24 protein-coding genes and 1 pseudogene are annotated in these 24380 nt (G+C 45.9%); 10 read left to right on the top strand and 15 right to left on the bottom strand.

Features of this window, described 5'->3' with window-relative positions:
- Positions 1 to 34: 34 nt before the first annotated feature.
- From pflA to abc-f, 3 genes are all read left to right on the top strand, one after another.
- Positions 35 to 754, top strand: a complete 720-nt coding sequence (pflA, locus tag AC3B4V_RS15125) for a pyruvate formate-lyase-activating protein (protein ID WP_214725286.1) — start codon at positions 35 to 37, stop codon at positions 752 to 754.
- 86 nt (positions 755 to 840) lie between these two features.
- A complete protein-coding gene (locus AC3B4V_RS15120; protein ID WP_158408684.1) occupies positions 841 to 1008 on the top strand; it encodes a hypothetical protein in 168 nt (55 codons plus the stop codon).
- 20 nt (positions 1009 to 1028) lie between these two features.
- Entirely contained in the window at positions 1029 to 2729 is a 1701-nt protein-coding gene (gene abc-f, locus AC3B4V_RS15115; RefSeq protein ID WP_488378817.1) for a ribosomal protection-like ABC-F family protein, read from the top strand.
- 72 nt (positions 2730 to 2801) lie between these two features.
- Here abc-f and rsgA read toward each other — a convergent pair whose 3' ends face one another.
- Entirely contained in the window at positions 2802 to 3851 is a 1050-nt protein-coding gene (gene rsgA, locus AC3B4V_RS15110; protein ID WP_488378816.1) for a ribosome small subunit-dependent GTPase A, read from the bottom strand.
- Positions 3852 to 4124: 273 nt separating this feature from the next.
- Between rsgA and AC3B4V_RS15105 the strand changes: the two genes are divergently transcribed.
- The 5 genes from AC3B4V_RS15105 to AC3B4V_RS15085 all read left to right on the top strand — a co-directional run bounded on the left by AC3B4V_RS15105 (position 4125) and on the right by AC3B4V_RS15085 (position 7597).
- Positions 4125 to 4502 carry a lmo0954 family membrane protein gene (locus AC3B4V_RS15105; RefSeq protein WP_023467260.1) on the top strand — a complete coding sequence of 126 codons (378 nt, stop codon included), beginning with the start codon at positions 4125 to 4127 and terminating at the stop codon, positions 4500 to 4502.
- 95 nt (positions 4503 to 4597) lie between these two features.
- Positions 4598 to 5170, top strand: a complete 573-nt coding sequence (locus AC3B4V_RS15100; RefSeq protein ID WP_488378815.1) for a PspA/IM30 family protein — start codon at positions 4598 to 4600, stop codon at positions 5168 to 5170.
- A gap of 59 nt (positions 5171 to 5229) precedes the next feature.
- Positions 5230 to 5949 carry a cell wall-active antibiotics response protein LiaF gene (gene liaF / locus AC3B4V_RS15095; RefSeq protein WP_029340864.1) on the top strand — a complete coding sequence of 240 codons (720 nt, stop codon included), beginning with the start codon at positions 5230 to 5232 and terminating at the stop codon, positions 5947 to 5949.
- Positions 5946 to 6971, top strand: a complete 1026-nt coding sequence (locus AC3B4V_RS15090) for a sensor histidine kinase (protein WP_034785901.1) — start codon at positions 5946 to 5948, stop codon at positions 6969 to 6971. The genes liaF and AC3B4V_RS15090 overlap by 4 nt, the downstream gene beginning before the upstream one ends.
- Positions 6968 to 7597 carry a response regulator gene (locus AC3B4V_RS15085; RefSeq protein ID WP_023467256.1) on the top strand — a complete coding sequence of 210 codons (630 nt, stop codon included), beginning with the start codon at positions 6968 to 6970 and terminating at the stop codon, positions 7595 to 7597. Before AC3B4V_RS15090 ends, AC3B4V_RS15085 begins: the two co-directional genes overlap by 4 nt.
- A gap of 290 nt (positions 7598 to 7887) precedes the next feature.
- Here the strand turns inward: AC3B4V_RS15085 and AC3B4V_RS15080 are convergent, their stop codons facing one another.
- The 11 genes and pseudogenes from AC3B4V_RS15080 to AC3B4V_RS15030 all read right to left on the bottom strand — a co-directional run bounded on the left by AC3B4V_RS15080 (position 7888) and on the right by AC3B4V_RS15030 (position 18797).
- On the bottom strand, positions 7888 to 9579 hold the full coding sequence (locus AC3B4V_RS15080; RefSeq protein WP_488378814.1) for a b(o/a)3-type cytochrome-c oxidase subunit 1: 1692 nt from the start codon (positions 9577 to 9579) through the stop codon (positions 7888 to 7890).
- Between the two features lies 1 nt (position 9580).
- Positions 9581 to 10051: a cytochrome c oxidase subunit II gene (locus AC3B4V_RS15075; protein WP_050678241.1), complete on the bottom strand. Its 471-nt coding sequence runs from the start codon at positions 10049 to 10051 to the stop codon at positions 9581 to 9583.
- 12 nt (positions 10052 to 10063) lie between these two features.
- Positions 10064 to 10177: a hypothetical protein gene (locus tag AC3B4V_RS15070; RefSeq protein ID WP_023467253.1), complete on the bottom strand. Its 114-nt coding sequence runs from the start codon at positions 10175 to 10177 to the stop codon at positions 10064 to 10066.
- Positions 10178 to 10398: 221 nt separating this feature from the next.
- Positions 10399 to 11106: a Crp/Fnr family transcriptional regulator gene (locus tag AC3B4V_RS15065; protein WP_064300883.1), complete on the bottom strand. Its 708-nt coding sequence runs from the start codon at positions 11104 to 11106 to the stop codon at positions 10399 to 10401.
- Between the two features lie 166 nt (positions 11107 to 11272).
- Complete coding sequence (locus AC3B4V_RS15060; RefSeq protein WP_488378813.1) at positions 11273 to 12427, bottom strand: CDP-glycerol glycerophosphotransferase family protein; 1155 nt, start codon at positions 12425 to 12427, stop codon at positions 11273 to 11275.
- Positions 12428 to 12480: 53 nt separating this feature from the next.
- Positions 12481 to 12870: a glycerol-3-phosphate cytidylyltransferase gene (gene tagD / locus AC3B4V_RS15055; RefSeq protein WP_050678243.1), complete on the bottom strand. Its 390-nt coding sequence runs from the start codon at positions 12868 to 12870 to the stop codon at positions 12481 to 12483.
- Between the two features lie 16 nt (positions 12871 to 12886).
- Complete coding sequence (locus AC3B4V_RS15050) at positions 12887 to 14056, bottom strand: CDP-glycerol glycerophosphotransferase family protein (RefSeq protein WP_488378832.1); 1170 nt, start codon at positions 14054 to 14056, stop codon at positions 12887 to 12889.
- Between the two features lie 62 nt (positions 14057 to 14118).
- Positions 14119 to 15500: pseudogene (locus AC3B4V_RS15045) on the bottom strand (aldehyde dehydrogenase).
- A 100-nt stretch (positions 15501 to 15600) separates the two neighbouring features.
- A complete protein-coding gene (deoD, locus tag AC3B4V_RS15040; RefSeq protein WP_023467244.1) occupies positions 15601 to 16308 on the bottom strand; it encodes a purine-nucleoside phosphorylase in 708 nt (235 codons plus the stop codon).
- A gap of 24 nt (positions 16309 to 16332) precedes the next feature.
- Complete coding sequence (locus tag AC3B4V_RS15035) at positions 16333 to 17037, bottom strand: response regulator transcription factor (RefSeq protein WP_023467243.1); 705 nt, start codon at positions 17035 to 17037, stop codon at positions 16333 to 16335.
- Positions 17034 to 18797, bottom strand: a complete 1764-nt coding sequence (locus AC3B4V_RS15030) for a sensor histidine kinase (protein ID WP_058704994.1) — start codon at positions 18795 to 18797, stop codon at positions 17034 to 17036. The genes AC3B4V_RS15035 and AC3B4V_RS15030 overlap by 4 nt, the downstream gene beginning before the upstream one ends.
- A gap of 198 nt (positions 18798 to 18995) precedes the next feature.
- Between AC3B4V_RS15030 and AC3B4V_RS15025 the strand changes: the two genes are divergently transcribed.
- Positions 18996 to 20285, top strand: a complete 1290-nt coding sequence (locus tag AC3B4V_RS15025; RefSeq protein WP_488378812.1) for an NCS2 family permease — start codon at positions 18996 to 18998, stop codon at positions 20283 to 20285.
- Between the two features lie 59 nt (positions 20286 to 20344).
- On the opposite strand, the gene AC3B4V_RS15020 is transcribed toward AC3B4V_RS15025, so the two are convergent.
- A complete protein-coding gene (locus AC3B4V_RS15020; RefSeq protein ID WP_488378811.1) occupies positions 20345 to 21625 on the bottom strand; it encodes an ABC transporter substrate-binding protein in 1281 nt (426 codons plus the stop codon).
- A 188-nt stretch (positions 21626 to 21813) separates the two neighbouring features.
- Here AC3B4V_RS15020 and AC3B4V_RS15015 point away from each other — a divergent pair, with 188 nt between their 5' ends.
- Positions 21814 to 23274: a potassium/proton antiporter gene (locus tag AC3B4V_RS15015; protein ID WP_023467237.1), complete on the top strand. Its 1461-nt coding sequence runs from the start codon at positions 21814 to 21816 to the stop codon at positions 23272 to 23274.
- Between the two features lie 59 nt (positions 23275 to 23333).
- Here AC3B4V_RS15015 and AC3B4V_RS15010 read toward each other — a convergent pair whose 3' ends face one another.
- Both AC3B4V_RS15010 and AC3B4V_RS15005 read right to left on the bottom strand, forming a co-directional pair.
- Positions 23334 to 23969 (bottom strand): DedA family protein, encoded by a 636-nt coding sequence (locus AC3B4V_RS15010; protein WP_149426856.1) that lies wholly within the window; start codon positions 23967 to 23969, stop codon positions 23334 to 23336.
- Between the two features lie 16 nt (positions 23970 to 23985).
- Positions 23986 to 24207, bottom strand: a complete 222-nt coding sequence (locus AC3B4V_RS15005; RefSeq protein ID WP_488378810.1) for a hypothetical protein — start codon at positions 24205 to 24207, stop codon at positions 23986 to 23988.
- Positions 24208 to 24380: the final 173 nt, after the last annotated feature.

Raw genomic sequence — 24380 nt, 5'->3', positions numbered from 1 at the left:
AATGATGTGTAGTATGTGAAAGGAAGTGAGCACGATGACCTATGGTATGATCCATTCCGTTGAATCATGTGGAACAGTCGATGGTCCTGGCATTCGATTCATCGTCTTTACGCAAGGATGTCCACTACGATGTCAATACTGTCATAACGTGGATACATGGGAGTTCGGTTGCGGACGGCGTGTCTCAGCAGACGAAGTTGTAAAAGAAGCGATCAGCTATCGCTCCTTTTTCGAGACCACGGGTGGCGGAATCACCTTCTCTGGAGGTGAACCGCTCGCTCAGCCAGAATTCTTGGAGGCTGCTTTAACAGAAGCAAAACGCCATGGACTGCATACGGTCATCGATACCGCGGGATCCGTCGTCCCGAAAAACATCGATGCGATTCTCGATGCGACGGATCTAGTACTGCTCGATATCAAACATATCGACGATGCCGCTTGTCGCGTCTTGACTGGACGGAGTAACGCCAATACACTCGCCTTCGCAAAACGCCTAGCCGAGCGAAACATTCCCGTCTGGATTCGCCACGTCCTCGTTCCAGGTATTACGATGTCAGAACATTTCCTCCGTCAGACCGGCGAGTTCATCCGGACGCTCGGAAACGTCGAGCGCGTCGAAGTACTCCCGTATCATCAACTCGGTGTCTATAAGTGGGAAAACCTCGGTCTTGCATATCCATTAACTGATGTGCTTCCCCCTTCATCAGAAGAAACGGATACTGCGCAAACCTTACTTGAATCGTACTTGTGTTAACGTTTCCATTTTGTTACAATGACGGCATAGACTATGAACAGGAGGTACAACACCGAAATGAAGCAATCACTCGTACACGTCGCTTGATGAATGAAATCATCTCTTTCGCAATGCAGTTGCGGATGTCTGACGCTACGAGTCTGCTCTTTTTCGGTGTGACCAACCTCTGGCCAGCACCTTCTTTGAGTTACACTCCGGCACACCATCCGCTCGCTTCGGATGGTGTGTTTTTCATTTCATCTTATCGGAAATGAACACTAAAGGAGCTGCTTTTATGCCTACTGAAACACTTACGATCCAACACCTATCGATGGACTACGACGAACGACGTCTTTTCTCGGACGTTTCTTTTCATATTCATACCGGTGAACATGTCGCCTTGATCGGTCCGAACGGCATCGGAAAAACGACACTGTTACACTTGATCGCTGACCAACTTCAGCCGACTGACGGTTCGATCAAGCGTCATTACAAAAAACTCGGTCTACTATCACAACACTTCGTAGCGGGCGATCACACCGTTCTTGATGTCGTCGAACGAGCGGATGCGGTTCGTTATCAACTTCGCGCTAATGCCATGAATGGTGACTTGACGATCTATCAACAAGCACTCGATCAGGACGCCTTCTCGCTGGAAGCAGATGCAGCACGCGTCTTAAAAGAAGTCAAATTAGAGGAAGCACTCTGGACACACAAAGCATCCAGTTTAAGCGGTGGTGAACAGACGCGCCTCCAACTTGCCTGCCTGCTTCTGTCACGACCTGATTTCATCATTCTCGATGAACCGACGAATCATCTGGATCAAGAGACACTCGAGTGGCTCACGGAATGGGTCAACATGTCACGGACCTCGATTCTCTACGTCTCACACGAACGATTCTTCATCGACGCAACGGCTGATGCCGTCATTGAATTATCTGAATCAGGGGCAACGCGATACAGCGGAAACTATCAGTCCTATAAAGAACAAAAGGAACATCAAGCTCTGTCGCAACAACGAGCGTACGAAAAACAAGAACGCACCCGTAAAGAGCTGACACGCATGATTCAGGGTTATCGGCAATGGCATCAAAAAGCCTCGAATCAAGCGAGTGAACGGGATCCGTATGCGAAAAAGAAGGCTGCTAAACATGCGACGAAGGTCAAGGCAAAAGAGCAGCAACTCGAGCGTCTACTCGAGGATCGTGTACAAAAACCACAGGTTGCACCGACTGTTCACGTCGCATTCGAACATGAAGCGATTCGTACGAAACGACTGATTTCGTTCGAACGTGTCTCTTTCATGCATGAGACGAAACCGATCCTAAAGGATGTTTCGTTTACGGTAGAACGTGGTGACCGAATTGCTGTCATCGGACCGAATGGAAGCGGGAAAACGACCTTACTGCGTCTCATCGAGGGCGAATATGCTCCTCATCAAGGGAACGTAATCCGTCATCCTCGATTGAAGACCGGCTATTTTTCACAAGCCCTTTCCCACTTACCGACATCCGGTACGTTGTTAGAGGCATTACTTGAGTACGGCACGATGAGTGAAACGGATGCCCGGACGTTGCTCGCCTGTTTTTTATTCCGTCGCGATGATGTTTACCGGTCGATTTCCGACGCTAGTATGGGTGAGAAATGTCGGATCGCTTTCTTACGTCTGTATTTTTCTGGTGCTCACTTGCTTATTCTCGATGAACCAACGAACTATTTGGACCTTGCGACTCGTGAACAAATCGAAGCCGCCCTCGATGTTTTCCCTGGTGAGCTCCTCTTCGTCTCTCACGATCGTTATTTTACCGATCGGCTGTCGAATCGGACGTTTGATTTAACGACTGGATTCAACGATCATCCGGTCGGAACGGCCACGGTACGAAACGCGCGCCGAAGTGACCCTGAAGCGATTCAATCCGACTTACATCGTCTTGATGCGTTGACGGGTAACGTGCCGTTCCATACAGAAACAAATGAATTCCTTTCAAAAGAATAACGAGAAAAAAGCATCTGCATAGAAAAAGAGACTCCTTTTTCCGTTGCAGATGCTTTTCATATTTCAGTCGTATTATCGCTTTTGATACTTCACTTTCGTATGCGCTTGGGCCTGCTTGTGGATTTTTTTCCACTTTTCTTTCTCCGCCGCCTGCAACGCCACATTTTGCTTGCGTTCCGCATAAGCGATTTCTCGTTTTAGCTTGACGAAGCTATTCCAGCGTTCAGCAGTTAGTGTGCCATCTTCTAAAGCTGTCCGAACGGCACAGCCCGGTTCCTTATCATGTTCACAGTCTCGGAAACGACAGTTTTCAGCAAGCTCCTCAATATCGGAAAACGTCGACGATAAACCGTCACTTCCATCCCATAAGGCCAATTCTCGCATCCCCGGTGTATCAACGAGCAGTAGACCGTTCGATAGTCGTTTCAGTTCGCGATGCGTCGTCGTGTGACGTCCACGTTCATCGTCTTCTCGTACGCCACCCGTCTCCATTAACTGTTCTCCAGCTAAAGCATTGACGAGCGTCGACTTCCCGACGCCGGACGATCCAACTAACACAATCGTCTGCTTGATTTGTAACTGTTCACGCAACTCCTCTAATCCGTCGCCGGTCAAAGAATCAACGGCAAGGATTGGTGTTCCGAACGCGATCGCTTCGACAGCCTGTATTTCCGTTTCAATCGACGGCATCAAACTTTTTTTCGTCAGGACGATGATTGGTGTCACCCCTGCATCCCAAGCAACCGTTAAATAACGTTCCAGTCGACGGACGTTGAAGTCATGTCCAAAAGCCATGACGAGCAAGGCAACGTCGACATTCGCGCAGATGATTTGTTCCTCGGTCTCCGTTCCTGCCGCTTTTCGGGAAAATTGAGAAGATCGTGGCAAGACACGCTCGATCCGTCCCTTCCCCGGTTCTCGTTCTGTTTGGATGATCCAGTCTCCAACCGCCGGCAATTCAGCTTTCGTTCCCGATTGAAAACGCAACTTACCAGACAGTTCGCTGAGCGATTCTCCTGTTTCCGTCATGACTCGATAATGTGTTTGATAGACGGCTGTGATTCGTCCTAATCGTTCTGTTCCTGTCGTTTCGTAGACAGGTGGTGTACCCCATTCGTTCAAATGGTTTCCTCCTCTAATTTAAGGGAGGGAAACCCCTCCCTGGTTTCCGACACATGTTACTTGGTTTACGTTGATTGTGGCACTCATCAACATCACTCCTCTCGATTCGATTCCCTTATAGAGTATCACATGAATCATTGGTGCTGATAGCGCTTCCCTTAAAGTCAGACCTTCTCTCCGCCTTAAGCCCGAGAGCAAATACGGTCCAAAGAGTGTCGTCGAAATAAAAGGACTCCCGTATCATAAAGGTATCAACACAAGGGAGGCTTCCTCATGAAGCAATCGAAAGGAAAACAACTGGTGATGATTCTCGCCGGACTGGCGTTACTTGCCGTCGTCATCGGAACATTACCGCATATGATCGGACTTGGCTTAGGGGCGTTACTCGCGTTCTATTCGATCAGTAAGTTCATGCAATCGAACAAATGGCCAGCGAAACTCGGCTTCGGATTCCTAGCAGCCATCGGAATCGGACTTGCCCTCTCGAACATCTGGGCAGTCATCGGAATCGCAGCAGCCATCGCATTGTACGTCGGTTACATGCGTATGAAACTACAGCGTGTCAATGTTCAAGATCTCTTTAACCGTCGCCGTACATCAACGACACATTTCGAAGCAGACTGGAAAGACCTAGACGAAAAACGTTTCTAATCAAAATGTGTGACCCGATATCATTCGCCACTTTCAAGGAGGAATTTTTTCATGAAAACGTATTTGATCAACTTAACGATTTTGCGACACAAATGATGACAGAAGTCAAAAAAGCAGCCGAACAGGGTGAAGTACCTGCTAAAAAGCTCGTTCGTCATATTCGATCTACAGAAGCTGATTTAAAAGAGATTGATCGACTACTCGAGCGTCAACGGACATTACTGCAAGAATTAACGCATAAACAAGAGGAAGCGAAAGATTTAGCCGATAAGCGCTTCAAGCAAGTCGAAATCGCAAACGAAGCCGGTGAACAACAACTGGCTGAGCGCGCAGCCATCGAATCGAAGCATTACGGAGAGCAATACCGCTTCTTCGAAGAACTCGTCGCTGAGACGAAACGCGAGCTGAACGAATTGGAACGTGAAGCCCTCGAGTTGAAGTTAAAGCTCGAAGATTTACAGAACAAACGGTACGAATGGATGATGCGCGAAAACGTCTCAAACTTAAAAAACAAGATGAACCAGGTGCTAGATCGCGAACCAAATGCTACTATAAAAGAAGAAGCACATCCGTTCACGGCAGTAGAGCCTGAAGCAAAACAACCAGCCGTTGATGAAGATGATATCGATGCGCGTATCGCTGAACTCGAGCGCCGCATTCACCAATAAGCAATTAATGATGAAGGAGGCGTATGCCTCCCTTTGTCATGTTAGAAAGGAGATTGATCGTGCGACGATTAAGTACGAAACAACTGGTCGGTTACGTATCGATCCTGTTCGCCCTCGGTCTATTCTATGACCTACTGTCCGGTGCAGGAAATGTCTTGTTTGGTGTCTTATTTCCGTTCCTGCTGTATTATGTCGGGATTCATTTCCGACGACGTAATCATGAAAAATTAGCAATCCTCTTCTACATCGTCGGTACGATCATTCTTGCTGGCGTCGTCCTTAGTTCGGCTGCCATCGGTTTTGTCATTGCTGGTATCTTGCTCTATCTTGGGATCATTCTCGTGACACGACATTCTGTCCGCGAATTTTTATTTTCACGGATTGCTCCGCATCAATATGAAGAGGAAGGGATCAAGATTCAACCCGCTTACTCCTTCTCGACTCAAGCCGATGCACCGTACGTCTTACAGGATTTGAGCGAACAGTTCATCGTCAAGGATTTAGAAATCGATTTGACGCACGCTTACGTCCCGGAAGGTGAGACATTGATCGTCGTCAGTGGTGTCGTCGGGGACGTCCGAATTCTTTTACCGTCTGGCTACGACTATACACTCGACACGTCAATCGGCTTCGGAAGCGTCAAGACGGACATCCGCCGGATTCCGACCTTCTTTAATCGACGTATTCAATTCCGGGCACCGGAATACGGTGAAGCGACGCGGAAGGTTCGCATTCATGTCATGCTCGGTATTGGCAACGTGGAGGTGTCTTCGATATGAAGCGTGATCAATTCCCGCTTGGTGTCATTGCCCTCCAAGTCATGACGGGCTTTTTGACGGCTGTCATGACAACGTTGTTATTCTTAAGTACACGACAAGTCGATTGGCATGTCCTATTCGTCCGTCAACAAGATTTCCCTGTCCTTCTACTCGTCATCGGACTCTCGTTATTACTACCGCTTGCCATCGGTAGCATGCATTACTTTTTCTTGCGACGTGACTTCAAACGTGTCACGACTGCCATCATTGAACTCGAGCAAGGAAAAGATGTGACGATCGTTCCGGGTCCCTACTTTCATACGTTGACACGCTTGTCGCGGATTGGAAAACGTATCGACGAACAAGTCGAGACTGTCCAAAAAATCAGTACACGTCCGCAACATGTTGAACAAGTAAGAGTTCAAGCCGTCACGGAAGAACGAAAACGACTCGCACGTGATTTACACGATTCCGTTTCGCAACAGCTCTATGCCATCTCCATGATGACGACAGCAGCTAAACAGACGATTCTGTCTCAACCTGAAGCTGCTGCCAAACAGATCGAGATGGTCGAGACGATGGCGCAAACGGCGCAGTCTGAAATGCGCTCCCTCTTACTTCAGCTTCGCCCTGTCGAACTCGAAGGAATGACGTTACAACAAGGACTTTCTCAACTGCTCGAAGAATTATCTAGAAAGCAGTCCACACAATTGAGTTGGAAGTTAGAAGAAATGTCACTTCCACGACAAATTGAAAACGAGTTATTCCGGATCGTTCAAGAAGGATTGACGAATGCATTACGTCACGCGAAAGCGTCTCATATGGATATCGAACTCCGACAATTCAACGAAACGATCATTTTAAGCATGAACGATGATGGTGTTGGATTCGTCGTTGATGAAAAAAAACTTGCCTCTTATGGCATTAATTCGATGCGGGAACGAACGGCTGAGATGGGCGGAACGATTCGTCTTGTCAGTGTTCCAGGACAAGGAACCCAAATCGAAGTCAAACTTAGAAAAGATCGGATGGTGCAAGTATGATACGCGTATTATTAGTAGATGATCACGAGATGGTCCGGGCCGGTGTGTCTGCTTTCCTTTCCACACAACCAGACATCGAGGTCGTCGCCGAAGCGTCGGATGGTCAAGCAGGAGCCTTGCTTGCGCTTGAACACCGACCGGATGTCATCTTGATGGATTTAGTGATGGAACCAGTCGATGGTGTCGAAGGAACGCGACTGATCCGCAAAGACTGGCCGGAAGCAAAAATTCTCGTCGTGACGAGTTTTCTTGATGATGAGAAAGTTTATCCTGTCATTGAAGCCGGTGCGATGAGTTATGTCTTAAAAACGGCTAGCGCCTTTGACATCGCAGAAGCGATTCGCAAGACGGCAAACGGTCAATCCGTCATGGCAGCACAAGTGACCGGTAAAATGATGGAACGTCTTCGTCGTCCTACGACACACTTGCATGACGATTTGACGGAACGTGAGCAGGAAGTTCTTCAATTGATGGCTCGTGGTATGGCGAACCAAGAAATCGCAGACGAATTATTCATTTCCTTAAAAACCGTTAAAACACACGTCTCGAACATCTTATCGAAACTCGATGTCGTAGACCGTACACAAGCTGTCGTCTATGCCTTCAAGCATAATCTCGTCAAATAAGATTTAGCCCTTCATTACTTATTCCTTAAGCTCACGCAAATAAGAGGCTGACTCAAAAGTCAGTCTCTACAAAGATAAGGGAGGCAGATTGATGATCTGCCTCCCTTATCTCGTAATAAAAAGAATGACGCGTCACACGCCACTCCTACAGGAAAAGCGCATTTATGCGCTGTCAGAGACGAACAAGACCCGCTTTCCTGCTTAAATGAAGCAGGAAAACTGGCTTGTGTCTCGCCTGAGGAAAGTGCGTGTACAGACGCGTCATTCTTTTTTTGAAGCCCCTTATTGTCTTACCAGAGTCTCCATCCGGGAGCGCCTGGAGGGGCATTTTCAATCATATGCCAAATCGGCACCGTGTATGCAAACGCAATCAAAGCGAACGTTACGAAAATCCATAACTTCCAATTTTCAAAGAAGAATGGCGTTGTCATCGCTTCTTCTTCCGTTTCAGCAATCGGAAATTCTTCCGTTCCTTTTGGCGCTCGGAATGCAAGTTGGAACATCGCATAGAGGAATAGCAGAATCGAGATGAATAAAATCGTTCCGCCAATCGCCATTGCGACATGATATGGAATCCAGTCAGCGACGATTGAATCCTTGAAGTAGGTGGCTGGTCCCGTCCGTCGTGGATTACCGAGTAATCCTGAGATGTGCATCGCCGTCGACATGAAGAGCATTCCGATCGTCCAGGCAGCCGTTTGGATGAGTCCAAGACGATTCATTGCTGCTGTTAACGTTCGACCACGTAAGAGCGGGACAAGCCAGTAGGCTGTTCCGAAGAACGTCAGTGCGACGGCGGCACCGACCGTGATATGAAAGTGTCCCGTGACCCACAATGTGTTGTGAACGATGATGTTCAGCTGATGCGATGCATTAATGACACCACCTGCACCTGCTGGAATGAAGAACAACATCCCGATGAATGGTGCAAGGAACCGGACATCGCGATATGGCATTTTCTTCACCCAACCAAATATGCCAGTTGCTCCCTTACGGCGACCCGCTAGCTCGAATGTCGCAAACATCGAGAAGGCAGTCATCAATGATGGGATGATGACGAGGAATGTCAAAACGACTTGGACATACTTCCAAAAAGCAGAAATCCCCGGCTCTAACAATTGATGGTGAAATCCAACAGGGAACGAAAAGAGTAGGAATAACAAGAACGACATGCGTGCTAACGCGTCTGAAAAAATCTTCCCACCAACGATTTTTGGAATGACCGTATACCAGACGATGTAAGCAGGTAACAACCAGAAATAGACGAGTGGATGACCAAAGTACCAAAATAGCGTTCGGGACAGCTCGATTCCGACCTTATCTGTCCAACCAAGAGATAAAGGAAGGAGTTGAAAGAGAATCGTTGCTGCTACGCCGAGTGTCGCAACCACCCACAACAAGGCAGTCATGATGCTCATGTAGGCTTGAAGCGGTGGATGAACGCCAGGGTGTTCCCGCTTGTAATCAGCATACATACGGAACATCGCACCAGACGCGATCCACGTTCCAACGACGAAGATGACGAGTCCGATATAAAATACAGGATGTGCCTTGAGTGGTGCATAGAATGTATAGAGGACGGAAGCTTCACCTGCAAGCACCATCCACGTGACGAGGACGACACCAAGAATCATGAACCAGAACCCGACCCATCCGAGACGTCGCGGAAACTCTTCGAAGCGTCCGAACGATTGACCTAAAAATGAGAACAATAATCCGAAAATGAATAACGTCGTAAAGACGATGGCAAGCATCAATCCGTGTGCAGTCAGAAGCTCATAGTATCCGATTCCAGCGATTTCTGGAATGGCACCTGTCCGTACCATCGTTTGTAGTAATCCACATAGACCACCGATCAATAAGGCGACAAGTGAAAAACTAACATGTGCAAATGCCAGTTTCGCTTCCTTGACTCCAATGACGGTAGCGGGTAGACCACGCTCCATCTCGAACTGTCTTAGTTTATTTGATATAGCATTCATCTTATTCCACCACCTTGATTTTCGTTGCCATCATATGATGGGCATTACCACAATATTCATTACAGACGACGAGATATTCGCCTGCTTCCTTGAACGTATACTCAATCGAATTAATATGTCCGGGAACGACCATCATGTTGACGTTCGTCTTAACGATTTCAAATCCATGAACGACGTCCTTCGATGTCACGAGAAAATCGACTGTCGCCCCTTTAGGTATGACCATATCTTTTGGTGTAAACTGAAAAGCTTGTGAAACGATGACCGCTTCGTATCGGTCATCATCAATCTTTTTTAGTCCTGGTTTATCAAACGGTTTCGTCTGATCGACTTTCGTCGGATCAATCAATGTCGCATCGGATGGTGGTTGATTGCCCGATGCAAAAGCGGATACACCGATGATGGTCAAGAAGACCGCTAGCATCGCTACTCCGAAGATCAGCCAAATTTTTTCTAAACGATGAATGTGCATCGTGATTCCCCCTTAACGTGATATGAACAATAGAAAGATTGAACTCCACATCCCGATGATGACACCTGCTACGATCAGGACGGCAACGAATGTTCCTTTTAGGTTCGATTCTGTCTTTTGACTCATCGTGATTACTCCTTTCCTACTCTGAACTTGTCTTTATTGTAAGAATTCAGCAAGTCTGGAAACTGTGATAAATATCACTTTAAATATGAAAATTCCGCACTTTTCATTTCGAAAACACACAGAAAATTCACATCTAAACGAGCGTAGAAAAAACTTCTATACACAAAAATAACGCGAGACAGGAAAGTCCTGTTTCGCGTCGGGATGATTCGTACATCTTATTAAATTCGACAAACCCCTGCTGGACACCCTTCACAATGACACAGATCCCGTAGATATTGCGGATCGTGAATGATGATTTCTTTTGCTGTCATCGAAATGACCCCTTCTTTTTTCCACTGAGAAAACATACGATTAACGGTTTCACGTGGTGCACCGATCAATTGACCAAATTCACCGTCGGATGGTCGCTTCGCAAGACGATACGTTTCTCCTACTTGTTCCCCTTCCATCGCAATCAAGCGAAGTAACGTCGAAGCTAATGCCCCTGGTTTTCCAAACAGTAGTAAGTCACGTAATTTCGTTTCCGTTTGCTTCCGCATTAATGCTTGCCATCGCATGATCTCAAGCGCAAAGGCGCCATCTTTTTTCATGAGCTCTTCTAATTGGTTTTTCGATAAGAATCCGATGATGCTATCTTCCATCGTTTCAATACTGTAAGAACTCGGAAAAGCTTCTCCCACATCAAATTCGCCAAACAAATCTCCTTTGAAATATAAAAACATGAGTAATGGACTGCCTTTTTTCGTCAACTTCGATAGCTTGACGCCTCCTTGTTTCACATAAAACAACTTATCGTTCATTTCCCCTTCCCAACAGACAATGGAATCCTTTTTGAACGTCGTTTCTGTCATGAAGCTCTCAAGCAACGTTCGCGTTTCGGGTGATAAGACGAACGTATTGGCTTCAGTCGTTCCACAAGTTAGCATATCCATTTCTCCTCTCTTCTTCTTCTGCTTTTAGTATAGAACATCACAGTCGAAAAGAATGGATTTTCAAAAGATTGTCAAACTTTGTTCAACATTTCACATTATTATTTTTAAAATGACCTGACGACTACTTTTAAGAATACAAAAGGAATCGTCAGGAGTGATGTCATGGATTTATATCATAGTAATGATCAACAATTCGATTGACTGCTTGACCCGGCGTCTGATCATACCAGTTCTGTTGGAACTTCTGCATGTGTTGACGACATTCTTCAAGTATCACATCAGACGTGATCCACTCCATCAACTGCTCCATCCGTTCTGTCTGGCGGACAGGTAGCGGTTTCGGATACTGATCCACGAGCCCTGGTAGTTGTCGATATGTGTCGATATCCGGTGTATACAAGAACGCTGGAATGTTGAGGAGACAGCTTTCAAATGGAATGGAAGAATAATCAGTTACGAGCACATCTGTGATCAGCAAGTAATCATTGATCTGATACGTATCGTCCAAAAGATGGATATGGCTAGAACGATAGGTAGAAAGAGACCGAATCGTTGGATGTAATTTAACGAGAATCGTCCATCCCGCTTGAGCAAGTTGTTCGAACTGTTGAATCGTATGATCTTCTGTTCCTTTGTATTCCCGGTATGTCGGTGCATACAATAAGATCCGACGATCAGTCTTTACATATTGTTTTCTTAATTCCAATGTTTTCTGCTTTCGTTGCTTCTCATCAAACCAATAGTCCGTTCGTGGCATGCCGAATGGTTTAAAGTGAGACCGTTTTAAGTCGTGTGGTGCCATGAACTGTGTCGCACAGCGCATCCCTGGCACGATGAAATCACCATATTCCTGATAAACACGTCGAAAACGATTTCGTACTCGTTCTGATACGAACAGACTTTTGGAGGAGGTCAGTCCAAACTGCTTTAATGTTCCTGCCGCATGCCATAGCTGGATACGTCGTGTTCCTCGTCGCGTTGTTGCGACACTGAATTCTGCGACATAATTATCGACGAAGACCGTCCGGGAGGTCGCAAGCAAATACGCCAACCGAACGAATCGTAAACGACGAAAGCGAAGAGTCCGATCTGACTTCCACAGATCCGGCTGCTTCATGAAATGATGATCATATACCAGATACCGTTTCTCACTTGGCAATTCCTGCGCTAAGCGATCATTAACAGGTTTTGCGTTATCACCATACGTCATCCAAAACAAAGTGACTGGTCGAAGCGGTAGCCATCGAAAGACACCATAACAAATACGAAACAACAATAAATAGACCCATACGATTCCTTCTCTAACCACTTTCATCCTGCCCTTCTACGAAGAAAGACCGCACGTCGATCGTGTGGTCTCCTCTTCAATCACTTCGAAGCTAATTCCGTTTTAATCTGGCTTGTAGAGATGCCTTCAGTCCGACTGAGGTAAACGACTTCACAGTGCTCTTTCAAGAAGTCGAACTCGCCTTTCCAGTCGTCACCCATGACGAAGAGATCAACATCATGTTTTTTCACGTCTTCTACTTTTTGATCCCAGCTGTTTTCTGGAATAACTTCATCCACATAACGGATAGCTTCAAGGATCATCTTCCGATTCTCAAAGTTATGGTAAGACTGTTTATGTTTTAAACGATTGAATTCGTCTGTCGAAATCGCGACGATGAGGTAATCGCCCATCTCTTTTGCGCGTTTCAAGATGTTGATATGACCCCAGTGCAATAAATCAAATGTTCCGTACGTAATAACCTTCTTCATGGTTTTGCTCTCCCTTTTATCCGTAAATTCTCTTTATGATCGTCTTCATCGCCCGTTCTGAAGCCTGCCCATCATCCCATTGACAATACGTCTCTTGGAACGCTCGGAATGCTGACGCATACCGTGTGTGCCAATCATCCAACTGATTCAATTCTTCAAATAGTGCTGTCTCAGTGGATAATAATGGTCCCGGTGCCTCCTGTTCAAAATCGAAGTAAAATCCGCGCAACTGATCGCGATAATGTTCTAAGTCATACGTATAGAATAAAATCGGACGCGATAAATGCGCAAAATCGAACATGACAGAAGAATAATCCGTGATCAAAGCGTCTGACGCCATATAGAGCTCCGCGATATCCGGGTAGTCCGATGCATTTCGAACGGATGGATAAGCAGTGACGTCGAGACGACTTCCGACTAAATAGTGCATTCGAATAAGCAGGACATATTCATCCCCGAATCGCTTTTCAAATTCTTCTAACGAAAAGGGCAGCTCAAATGAATATTTCCCTTGACCTTCGAACGCATTATCTCGCCAAGTAGGTGCATACAGCAAGACTTTTTTCGAAGAATCAATCTCATAGTGGCGATAAACCGTTTCTTTGATTTTAGCATGCCGTGCCTCTTGATAAAATATATCATTTCGAGGGTATCCAATTTCTAGCATCTCACCTTCAAAAGCAAATGCCCGCCGAAAGATTGAACTAGAGTAGGCATTCGGGGAAATTAAGCCGGACCATTTTGCAGTCTCTTGCTTAAATCCTTGCTTGTACCGCTCCGTCGTCGTATTCGCCATTTGGACATCATCCATATCAAGCGCGAGCTTTTTGAGCGGTGTGCCATGCCATGTTTGGAGATAATACGTTTTTTTCGGTTTGATCAACCAACTCGGTAACCGACTGTTTGATACCCAGACCCGTGACGTCGCGAGCAAATAAATCCAGCGAAACGTCAACCGATCTACCGTCTTGACGTCTCGTGGAAACGCAACACCTCGTTGTTTACTAAAAATCAACTCACATTCCGGATGCATCGTACGCATCAATTCGTAGATGGCACGCGGACTGTCACTATATTGCTTTCCGAGAAAACTCTCGAAAAGGACTCGATTTGATTTTTGTGGCAACCACGTAAAGACTTTCATGATGGTTCGCAGACTGCGTTCAATCAAGCCTGTTCGTTTCATCCACTGTTTTACTTGATCTTTCAAGTGAAGAGCTCCTTCTTAAGTCAATTAATCACAGCTCATCATAACAAAAAGCGCATCCATTTGGAATTGCTATTTGTTCGCATGTAGCGGAAAGGTAAATCGAACGCCGTCGTGTTTTTGACGATTCCTTTACGATGGCTGAACGTCTCGAAACTATACTTGCCATGATATCCACCCATGCCACTCGCCCCGACTCCACCAAATGGTAGATGATGCTGTGCGACGTGCATCAATGTGTCATTGACACATCCGCCACCGAATGAAATCCGTTCAAGGATACGATGTTCGACGGCTTTGTTCTCTGTGAACAGATAAAGTGCAAGCGGCTTATCACGATCGTTAACGAACGCGATGACCTCTTCGACTTCACGGTAGGTCAATACCGGCAAGATCGGTCCGAAGATTTCGTCTTGCATCAATGGAGCATCCACCGCTACATTCGTCATGACAGTCGGCGCCATCTTACGCGTTTCCGGATCGACTTGTCCACCGAATTCGATCGTCCCTTGCGACAAGTAACTGCTAAGGCGATTCAGATGATCGTCCGATACGATTTTGACGTAGGATGAGACGCCGACGCCATTCCCGTACTGTTTGAAGGCTTCTTCTTCAATCAACTGCAAGAAACGTTCTTTGACATCTTCATGGATCAATACATAATCCGGGGCAATACATGTCTGTCCGGCATTCAGCCATTTTCCCCATGCGATCCGCTTCGCTGCTAGACGAAGATCCGCATCCTTGTGAACGATCGTCGGTGATTTCCCACCCAGTTCAAGTGTGACCGGTGTCAAATGCTTCGCCGCAGCCTGATGCACGATTTTTCCGACGCGTGTGGAACCCGTAAAGAAGATATAATCAAAACGCTCGTTTAGTAAAGCGCTACTGACTTCAGCATCTCCTTCTATGACGATTCCGAATCGTTCATGGAATGCCGTTTCAAAAACTTCTCGTAATACACGAGAGACGTTCGGTGTCAGCTCGGATGGTTTAAGGACGACCGTATTCCCCGCTGCAATCGCACCAATGACCGGAGCAAGTGCCAGCTGGAAGGATAGTTCCATGGCGCGATGACAAGAACGTTGCCATAGGGTTCATACTGGATTTCACTTTTTGAGCCGATATGCAGAAGCGGTGTTGCGACACGCTTCGGGCGTGCCAGTCGACGGAGTTGTCGCTCCATCCGTTGAATCTCTCCATAAACGAAACCGATTTCCGTCGTAAAAGCATCATGCTGTCCTTTATTGAGATCTTGTTTTAATGCCTCATAGATCACGGCTTCATGCGTTTCAATCGCTTGGCGTAAGAACGTCAGCATGCTTAAGCGAAAAGCTAGACTACGTGTTGCACCTGTTTGGAAAAAGTGACGCTGTGTCTCAAGGCGCTCTGAAAGCACTGTCTCTGTCATCGTTGTCTCCATCCGAGAATCTCCCCTTTAACTGATCTATAACACTGCCTTTATCTTACCATATCTCTTTTCGACTATGAAAAAAGACGGAGAGGCTTCTCCGTCTTACTTCTTATAATTGAATCGCTGTTTCAAGCGCGACTTTCATCATATCGTTGAATGTCGTCTGGCGCTCTTCCGATGTCGTTTCTTCACCTGTCAACAGATGATCTGAAATCGTCAGGATCGTCAGTGCGTTTACTTTATGTTTTGCTGCAAGTGTGTAAAGACCTGCCGCTTCCATCTCGATTGCGAGACATCCGAAATCCGCCCATTTTTTGAAGTGATGGAAATCATCTTGATAGAACTGATCCGTCGTGAAGATTTGACCAACTTTTGCATCGATACCTTGTTCTTTAGCTGCTGTATATGCTTTATGCAACAGATCAAAAGAAGCTGTCGGTGCGTAGTCTAGTCCATTAAAACGGACACGGTTCTGTGCCATGTCATGCGAAGCACTCATCGCGATGACGACGTCACGAACTTTAACGTCTGGCGTGATCCCACCGGCAGTTCCGACACGGATCAAGTTCTTCGCACCGTATGACTGAACAAGTTCGTTCGCATAGATCGACATCGATGGTACACCCATACCTGTTCCTTGAACCGAAACTTTTTTCCCTTTATAAGTACCTGTGAAGCCATACATGCCTCGAACTTCGTTATAAAGGACGACGTCCTCTAAAAACGTCTCAGCGATGTATTTAGCACGTAACGGATCTCCTGGGAGTAAGACCGTTTCGGCGATTTGTCCTTCAGCTGCATTAATGTGTACACTCATGTACGATTCCTCCTCGATAGTCGTTTAAATCGACAACAATTCACGAAACTCATTCGGTGTCATACCGAATTGTTTTTTGAACACTTTCCGAAAATACTTATCGTCCTGATATCCGACTTCAAGTGCGATTTCGTAAATGCGCGCTTCCGTCTCACTCAATAATTCCTTCGCTCGATTCAAGCGAATCGTTTGGATGTAATCAGATAAGTTAACGGAAAAACGCTGTTTGAAGCGTCGTGATATATACTCTCGGCTCAAGTAAAACCGTTCGCTCATGAATTGCAGTGTCAATTCTTCCGCATAATGCGTTTCGATGTATTTGGCGATTTGATCAATCGCTTCTCCTGATTCCACTACCGGATGGATACATTCCATCGCGCGGGACAAGGCATCATTGAGTACATCTGGATCAACCGGCTTCAATAAATAATCAAAGGATTGATGCAAAATGGCACGTCGCATATACGTATAATCATCATACCCTGTCAGCACGATCGTGACGACCTTTGGATGATGATTTTTTGTCCATTCTAGTAATGTTAATCCGTCGAGTCCAGGCATTTCGACATCTGTCAGCATTAAATCGATCGTTCCAGTATCCAGTAATCGTTTCGCTTCTTCCCCATGTTCCGCCTCGTAAATATGTGAGACCTGCCAACTGTCCCATTCTCCGAGCAATTTGACCGCTTCCCGTACATGTCGTTCATCATCTACGATCAACACGTTCATGCCAAGTCCCCCTTCTCATATGGAATCCGAATCACGATTTTGAATCCTCCCTCTACCGCTGAAGAAGAGAGCGTCATATTTGCTTGCTCCCCGTAAAAAATCAAGAGCCGTTCATAAATATTATGGAGACCAATGCCGCTCGTCTCGAGATCTTCTGGGTTACGATGCATGCGCATTTTTCGATCAATCTCTTCAAGTCGTCCTGTTTCAAGAATGGCGCCGCTATTCTCGATTTGAATGATGAGACGTCCACCATCCGTCCGTACTTTGTAGGCGAGATAGTTTTCTGTCGCTGCTAATTGCTGTCGAAAGCCGTGTTTGAAGTAATTTTCAGCGAACGGTTGCAAGATCATCTTCGGCACTTCAATGTCATTGAGATGCCACGGGACGTCAACGATATAACGGAACCGTTCAGGAAAACGTTGCTGTTGCAAACGAATATACGCTTGAAGATGATCGACTTCTTGTTTTAGGGTTACGATCGTCTGCTCATTGTTCATCGAGTAGCGCATCATTTGTGATAATCCGGTGATTGAGCGGTACGCGATCTTCCGGTCTCCTTGTAGCGTCGTCGTTCCGATCGATTGTAAGGCATTGAATAAGAAGTGCGGATTGAGCTGAGATTGTAATGCCCGTAGCTCATTCGTCCGGTTTTCAAGTGCCAGTCGATACTCCCGTTTGATTAAACGATCAATCCGTTGAATCATGCGTTGGAACTGACGGTTGAGTAATCCAATCTCGTCATTCGTCGTCGCAACGAATGGTGCTGATAAATCCCCTTGTTCGACTCGCCAGACGTTTGCTGTCAACTGTTTGATCGGTTTCGTGATCTGCATGGCAACGAGACTTGCGGCAATGATCATGACGAACAGTGAGACTAAACCAATCAAAACAAGAATCAATGCCGTTTCATTCGCCCCTTGGATGACTGACGCATACGGAATCCGTTTGACGAGTATGAGTGGAACGCCATTCGTCATCGTCTTCGAATAGACGATGAACGATTTTCCGACACGTAAACTCCCACTCTGCCCAGTGAATTGATCGACCGGTAGTTCCATCTCTGCTCCAGTCTGTGCCAACACACGCTGTTCTGTCATCAACCATAACGACTCTTCCGGATCATTCTCGAACAGTTTCAACTGTTGTTCGAATACACGGACTGGAATATCCACTGAAAGGAAGCCGAGTGGCTCATCTGTTTCGACACGATCGATGCGATAACGAAAACTGACGACTTGTTTCTCATCAAGAATCATCGTGTGCACATTGTATGGTTCAATCGTGTGCGCTCCGTCAATCAACCAGCCACTTTTTTGTTTCATCAATCGAAAATAATCCGTTTCTTGCATCCAATCAAACGTTCCCCGACTCGTCGTTTTCATGTTGTAGACCGAATACTCCGAATAACCATTTAAGATGACGAAATGTAACTGCTCGATATCCTGACGTGATAAAAACAGACCTAACATCGCCCGCGAAACGACTCCATCAGATTCGTCTAATTCCTGATCTGCTCCGACGCGCATGATGTTCATCAACGAACGATTCGCATACAGACTTGTCGAGAGACGGCGGATATCCTCTATGTAATGGGTCACCTGTGTATTTCCTCGCGTCAACACGTTCAGGCTAGAACGTTCTGCCTGTTCAATGTTTTGGTGCCGTACATACAAGTAGGAGATCGATGTCGCGAGGGCTGTCGGAATCAAGATCGCTAGGACGACGAGACGAATCAAACGTGTCCGGATACTTTTCATGAAAGGCGCCCCCATCCTTTTTCTTGTAATCAATCGTATCATAACCTTGAATTCGCTTACATCATTTCCTGATATTCTCTTTCATGATTTCTATAAAAAATTCTTTTTTGTTACGACTTGATTCCGAATGAATTTTACTATAATATCATCAATGTTCGTTTTTTTAATCAATTTGTTATGAAGGTGGTCCTTTTACCCATGTTTAAACTTGCCGCACATCAAACAACCGTAAAACGTGAAATCCAAGCTGGATTCGTGACGTTCATTACGATGGCATATATTCTGCTCGTCAATCCAACGATTTTAGCAGATGCCGGTATCCCCCAAGCCCAAGCATTTTCTGCGACGATCATCGCGACATTGATCGGTACGCTCCTGATGGGGCTTTATGCGAATCTACCGATCGCAGTCGCACCCGGAATGGGACTCAATGCGTATTTCACTTATACACTTGTCGTTGGTGAGAAGATTCCCTATCAGACAGCACTCTCAGTTGTCTTCGTCGCTGGTATCATTTTCTTATTGTTATCACTCTCACCAATCCGTACGAAGCTGATTGAAATCATTCCGATGACATTAAAGCTTGCGATCACAGGTGGAATCGGTCTTTTCATTGCTTCACTCGGTCTGAAGATGTCAGGAATTCTCGTCGCTAGTGAAGATACACTCGTCACGATTGGCGCATTGACGTCACCAGAAGCATTGATCACACTCATCGGACTATTAGTTGCCGCCATCTTGACGATCAAACGTGTACCAGGTGCTATTTTATATGCCATGATCCTTTCTGGATTGATTGCATTCCTGACAGGTGAATTGAAGTTTTCCGATTCCTTCGTTGCGTTACCGACGTTACCAGAAGGATTGATCATCACGAATCCGTTCAACGCCATTCAAGACGTATTCCAATACGGTCTGTTCAGCGGTGTCCTCTCCTTCGTTCTCGTGACGATGTTTGATACGACAGGTACGATGGTCGCTGTCGGAGAACAGGCTGGATTGATTGAAGAAGATGGATCATTGAAAAACAGCGAACGTGCCCTATTATCTGATTCGACTGCGATGGTCGCTGGTTCATTATTCGGAACAAGTCCCACAACGGCTTACGTAGAATCTGCAGCGGGTGTTGCTGCTGGTGGACGGACTGGACTCACATCCGTGACGGTCGGGATTTTATTCGCATTATCGGCCGTCTTTGGACCGTTCGTTCAATCGATTTCGAGCGTCCCTGCGATTACTGCGCCAGCATTGATTTTAGTCGGTGCCTTCATGATTCAAAACATCAAACAGATTCCATGGGATGACTTCAGCGAAGCCTTCACGGCTTTCCTCGTCATCTTGATCATGCCATTATCCGGTAGCATCGCAACCGGTATCGCATTCGGTTTCATCGTCTATCCAATCATGAAAGCTATCCAAAAAGAGCGTGTCCATCCACTCATCTATGTATTCGCGCTTCTCTTCTTCATCCAATTATTCTTCTTATAATAAAAAACATGCCTGTTCCGTCAGTTGATCGGAACAGGCATGTTTTTTTGAATCAGTTCTTATTTCTTCATTTTATTCCATGTTTTCGTGAAGTCCTGCAGCATCTCGTCAGCTGTTTTTTGCTTACCAACATATGCTTGCATGATCGCTCCGAACTCGTTTACAGCACCATCCGGATACTTGAACCAGTTCCATGAGATCGTTTTTCCGTCTTTCGAGTACGCTTGAATATCATCTGCAAGCGGTCCTAGATCCTTCGCTTCGATTGATTTGAAGGCAGGGATGAATTTAAATTTATTGACCATGTAGTCTTTTCCTGTTTCAGACATCGCCATCCACTCAAGGAATTTTTTCGCTTCTGCTTTGTTCTTCGAGTTCTTATTGACGACCCAGTTGTTTGGTACGCCGACAGGAAGACGATCCATTTTTTCTTTATCATCATTGATCGGCATCGGGATGAAGCCCATGTTGATGTCCGGATTGACGTCCGTAATCAATTGTTGTGCCCAGTTCCCTTGTTGAAGCATCGCTGTCTTACCTTCAGCAAATTGAGAGACTTGTGTGTTGTAATCCGTCGTTAACGGATTTTTATTCCCGTACTCAATCGTTAAGTCAAATAGATTCATGAATTCCTTGAACTGTTTATTGTCCTCGAACTTCGCTTTTCCAGAGTTAAGATCCGCGATGAACTGATCTGGATCATCCTGCTGTGCGACCGGAATGTTCAACAGGTGATTACCGAGAATCCACCACTCCCCGTACCCAATCGAGAATGGCGTCACTCCGTCTGCCTTCAGCTTCTTAGAAGCTTCCGTCAACTCCGTTAATGTTTTCGGAAGTTCCGTGATACCGGCTTTTTTGAAGATATCTTTATTGTAGATGAAGCCATACCCCTCAAGGTTCATTGGCATACCATACAATTTACCATCAATCGTCATTGGCTCTTTTGATAGCTCCGTTAGATCACCGACCCACTTTTCATCTGACAAATCTTCTAACTTATCCTGCCATGTCTTTGCTTCCGTAAAACCACCGTTGTTAAAGACATCTGGTTCATTACCTGAAGCGAACTGTGATTTCAGAGCCGCGCCATAGTCCGATCCACCACCGACTGTTTGCACAACGACTTTCGTTCCGGTTTCCTTTTCATACGCTTTTGCCATCTTTTCCATGTCTTTTGCGATTTCAGCCTTGAATTGGAATACGTTGAGCGTCTTACCGTCTTTTGAACCACTATCTTTCGAGTCATCGCTATTCAATGTACCGCCACCACATGCTGCCAAAGCGACGACCATCGCCGTCGTGACGACAGGTAATGCTGCCCATCTTCTTTTACGCATTCGGATTCCCTCCCTGATTTCGTTTCATTTCGTGCTACATCTTCACAATAAATGAAAACGCTTGCAATGAAGAGAGAGAAAGTTGTCCGGTGTGGTGGAAAATATTGAACAATCGTTATCCGAGTCTTTTCATCGGAATTGTTGTATCATGAAACTAGAGATTCTTTTATGAATAGGAGTTTGATGCCATGTCCTTGCAACTCACGATTTTATTGATTGGTATATTGCTGTTTGCCGCCGTCTGGACGACGAAGTTATCAAGTCGTCTGAATATTCCTGCTCTACTGATTTTTATCGCCCTTGGTATGATTGCTGGAAGCGACATTACGGGGTTCATTCGTTTTGACGATGCAGAACTGGCTCAGCTTCTTGGAACCGTCGCCCTCATCATCATCTTATTCGAGGGTGGTCTGCAAACGGTTTGGAAGGAAGTGCGTCATGAATTAGCCCCTTCCCTCTCGCTTGCGACGTTCGGGGTCTTCATCGCTACATCCATCGTTGCCGTTGCTTCCCATTATATTCTGGGCTTCAGTTGGGCGAATGCTTTTTTACTCGGGGCAATCGTTGGTTCGACGGATGCCGCTGCCATCTTTTCTGTCTTGAGTGGTCAGCCGATTCGACGGAAAGTCGGATCAACACTCGAAGTCGAGTCCGGTACGAATGACCCGATGGCCGTCTTTTTGACTGTCTTGTTCCTTGAGTTCGTGACAAACCCTGAAGAAGCATCGCTCTTATCGGGACTTGGATCACTCGTTTGGGAAATGGCGATGGGACTTCTGATTGGTTTGTTCATCGGATGGGCAGCTTCGACCTTGATCAATCGGATCGATTTGTCCTCTTCTAGCTTTTATCCGATCATGCTTATGTCGTTTGCTTTCCTGTCTTTCGGTTTAGCTGATACGTTCCATGCCAGTGGATTTTTAGCCGTTTATGTCACAGCGATCTACATCAGTAATCATGAACTCGTCTACCGACAGACACTCGTTCGTTTTACGATGAGTATGGCGCATCTTGCCCAAATCGGAATGTTCATCGTGCTCGGTCTGCTCGTCTTTCCGAAACAATTGCTCGATGTCCAGGTCATCCTGTCTTCCATTGCGTTGGCGCTGATCTTAATTTTCATCGCTCGTCCTTTGTCAGTCTGGGTGAGTCTTCTTCCGTTTCGTTATTCGTGGCAAGAGAAGGTCTTCATTTCTTTTGCTGGTCTAAAAGGAGCGGTACCGATCATTCTCGCGACATACCCTCTCGTTGCGGATATCGAGAATGCATCGATGATCTTCAATATCGTGTTTTTCACAGTCTTACTATCTACGCTAATTCAAGGGAGTATGTTGACGTTCCTTTCCGAGCGGTTACGACTGAACGAAACACAGACTTCTGCTATCCATACCGTCATTGAATTCATGTCAATCGGTAAACCGAATGCGGAAATCATTGAATTGACCTTACCGATGTCCCATCCATTCATTGGAACGACGATTTCAGAGATTGATTTGCCTCAGGAATTTTTGATCACAGCTATCATCCGTGATGATCAAATCATTACACCACGTGGGGACACTGCCCTAGAAGGCAATGATCAGTTACTACTGCTTACCCCAAAACATCGGATCAAGACACTGAAGCGATTCCTGTTTCCTCCCGCTTAATCTGTTCATGAAACAACGCAGTGGATCCTGAAGATCCACTGCGTTGTTTTTTTACATATTCATGAATCTTGTTGTTTCGTTTGTGTGTCTTGCTTCTGTTCTTTACGCTTCGCTTTAGCACGACGGTAGAGAACGTATCCACCAAGAATCACGACGATTCCACCTAAGATCCACCATAACTCCTGTTCTAATCCTTTTAGCATGGATTCAGCACGTTCTACTCCGAATCGTTCACCGACCCAGATGTAAAAGAAGGAAACCGGAAAAAGTCCAATACTTGAAGCGAGTAAATAGCGTTTGAACGAAAGACCAAACAAACCACACGGAATCGAGACGACCGAGCGCACGACGGGGAAAAAGCGGCCGAACAAAGCAGACCATGTTCCGTATTTCCCGACGATGCGCTCCCCTTGCTCAATTTCTTTTTCTTTAATCAGTAACCATTTGCCGTACCGGATAAGTATCGGACGACCTGCATAACGACCTAGAAGATAAAAGACCGTCGCGCCCATCAGACTTCCTAAAAAACCGACCAGAACAGCAGCTGTCCAGCTGACCGTTCCGTTCGACACATATAGACCGAGCAACGGTAAGCCCACTTCTGCCGGAATCAATTCTGTTCCAAGACCAACGATCATAATTCCTAAAAACAGCCAGAGATTGGATTCTCCGGCTGAAAACAACCATTCCAACATACGGGTAACCCTCCGTTCATCCTCTCGCTGGACGGAGGAGATAATAAATGATGACGACTAACGTCGTCCAGACGCCTGTGAAGATTCCGATAATCCCGACAATGAAGAAACCGAGTGCAACGATTGAGCCTGTCTGTTTATAATCCCGCCACATCGTCCGTAATCCTTTAATGTTGAACCAAAGGAATACGAGGAATAATACAGGGATGAGTAATCCTAAGATCAATAAAGAAGACATGTCTTCACCTCTTTCTTATTTATTGTTATCCCCATTCTATCAGGAATCGACACGTCTTTCCTCCGCCTGAGGTCTTACGAACCTAAAAAAAAAAAAGAACACGCTTCTGAATCGAAGCATGCCCTTTGCTTTATAAAACATCCTGTTTTGACGCTTTCTTACTATATATATAT

This window comes from Exiguobacterium sp. E17S, assembly GCF_057772545.1.
Note: the sequence above shows the minus strand (reverse complement) of the source record. Positions and strands in the feature narration are given on the sequence as shown.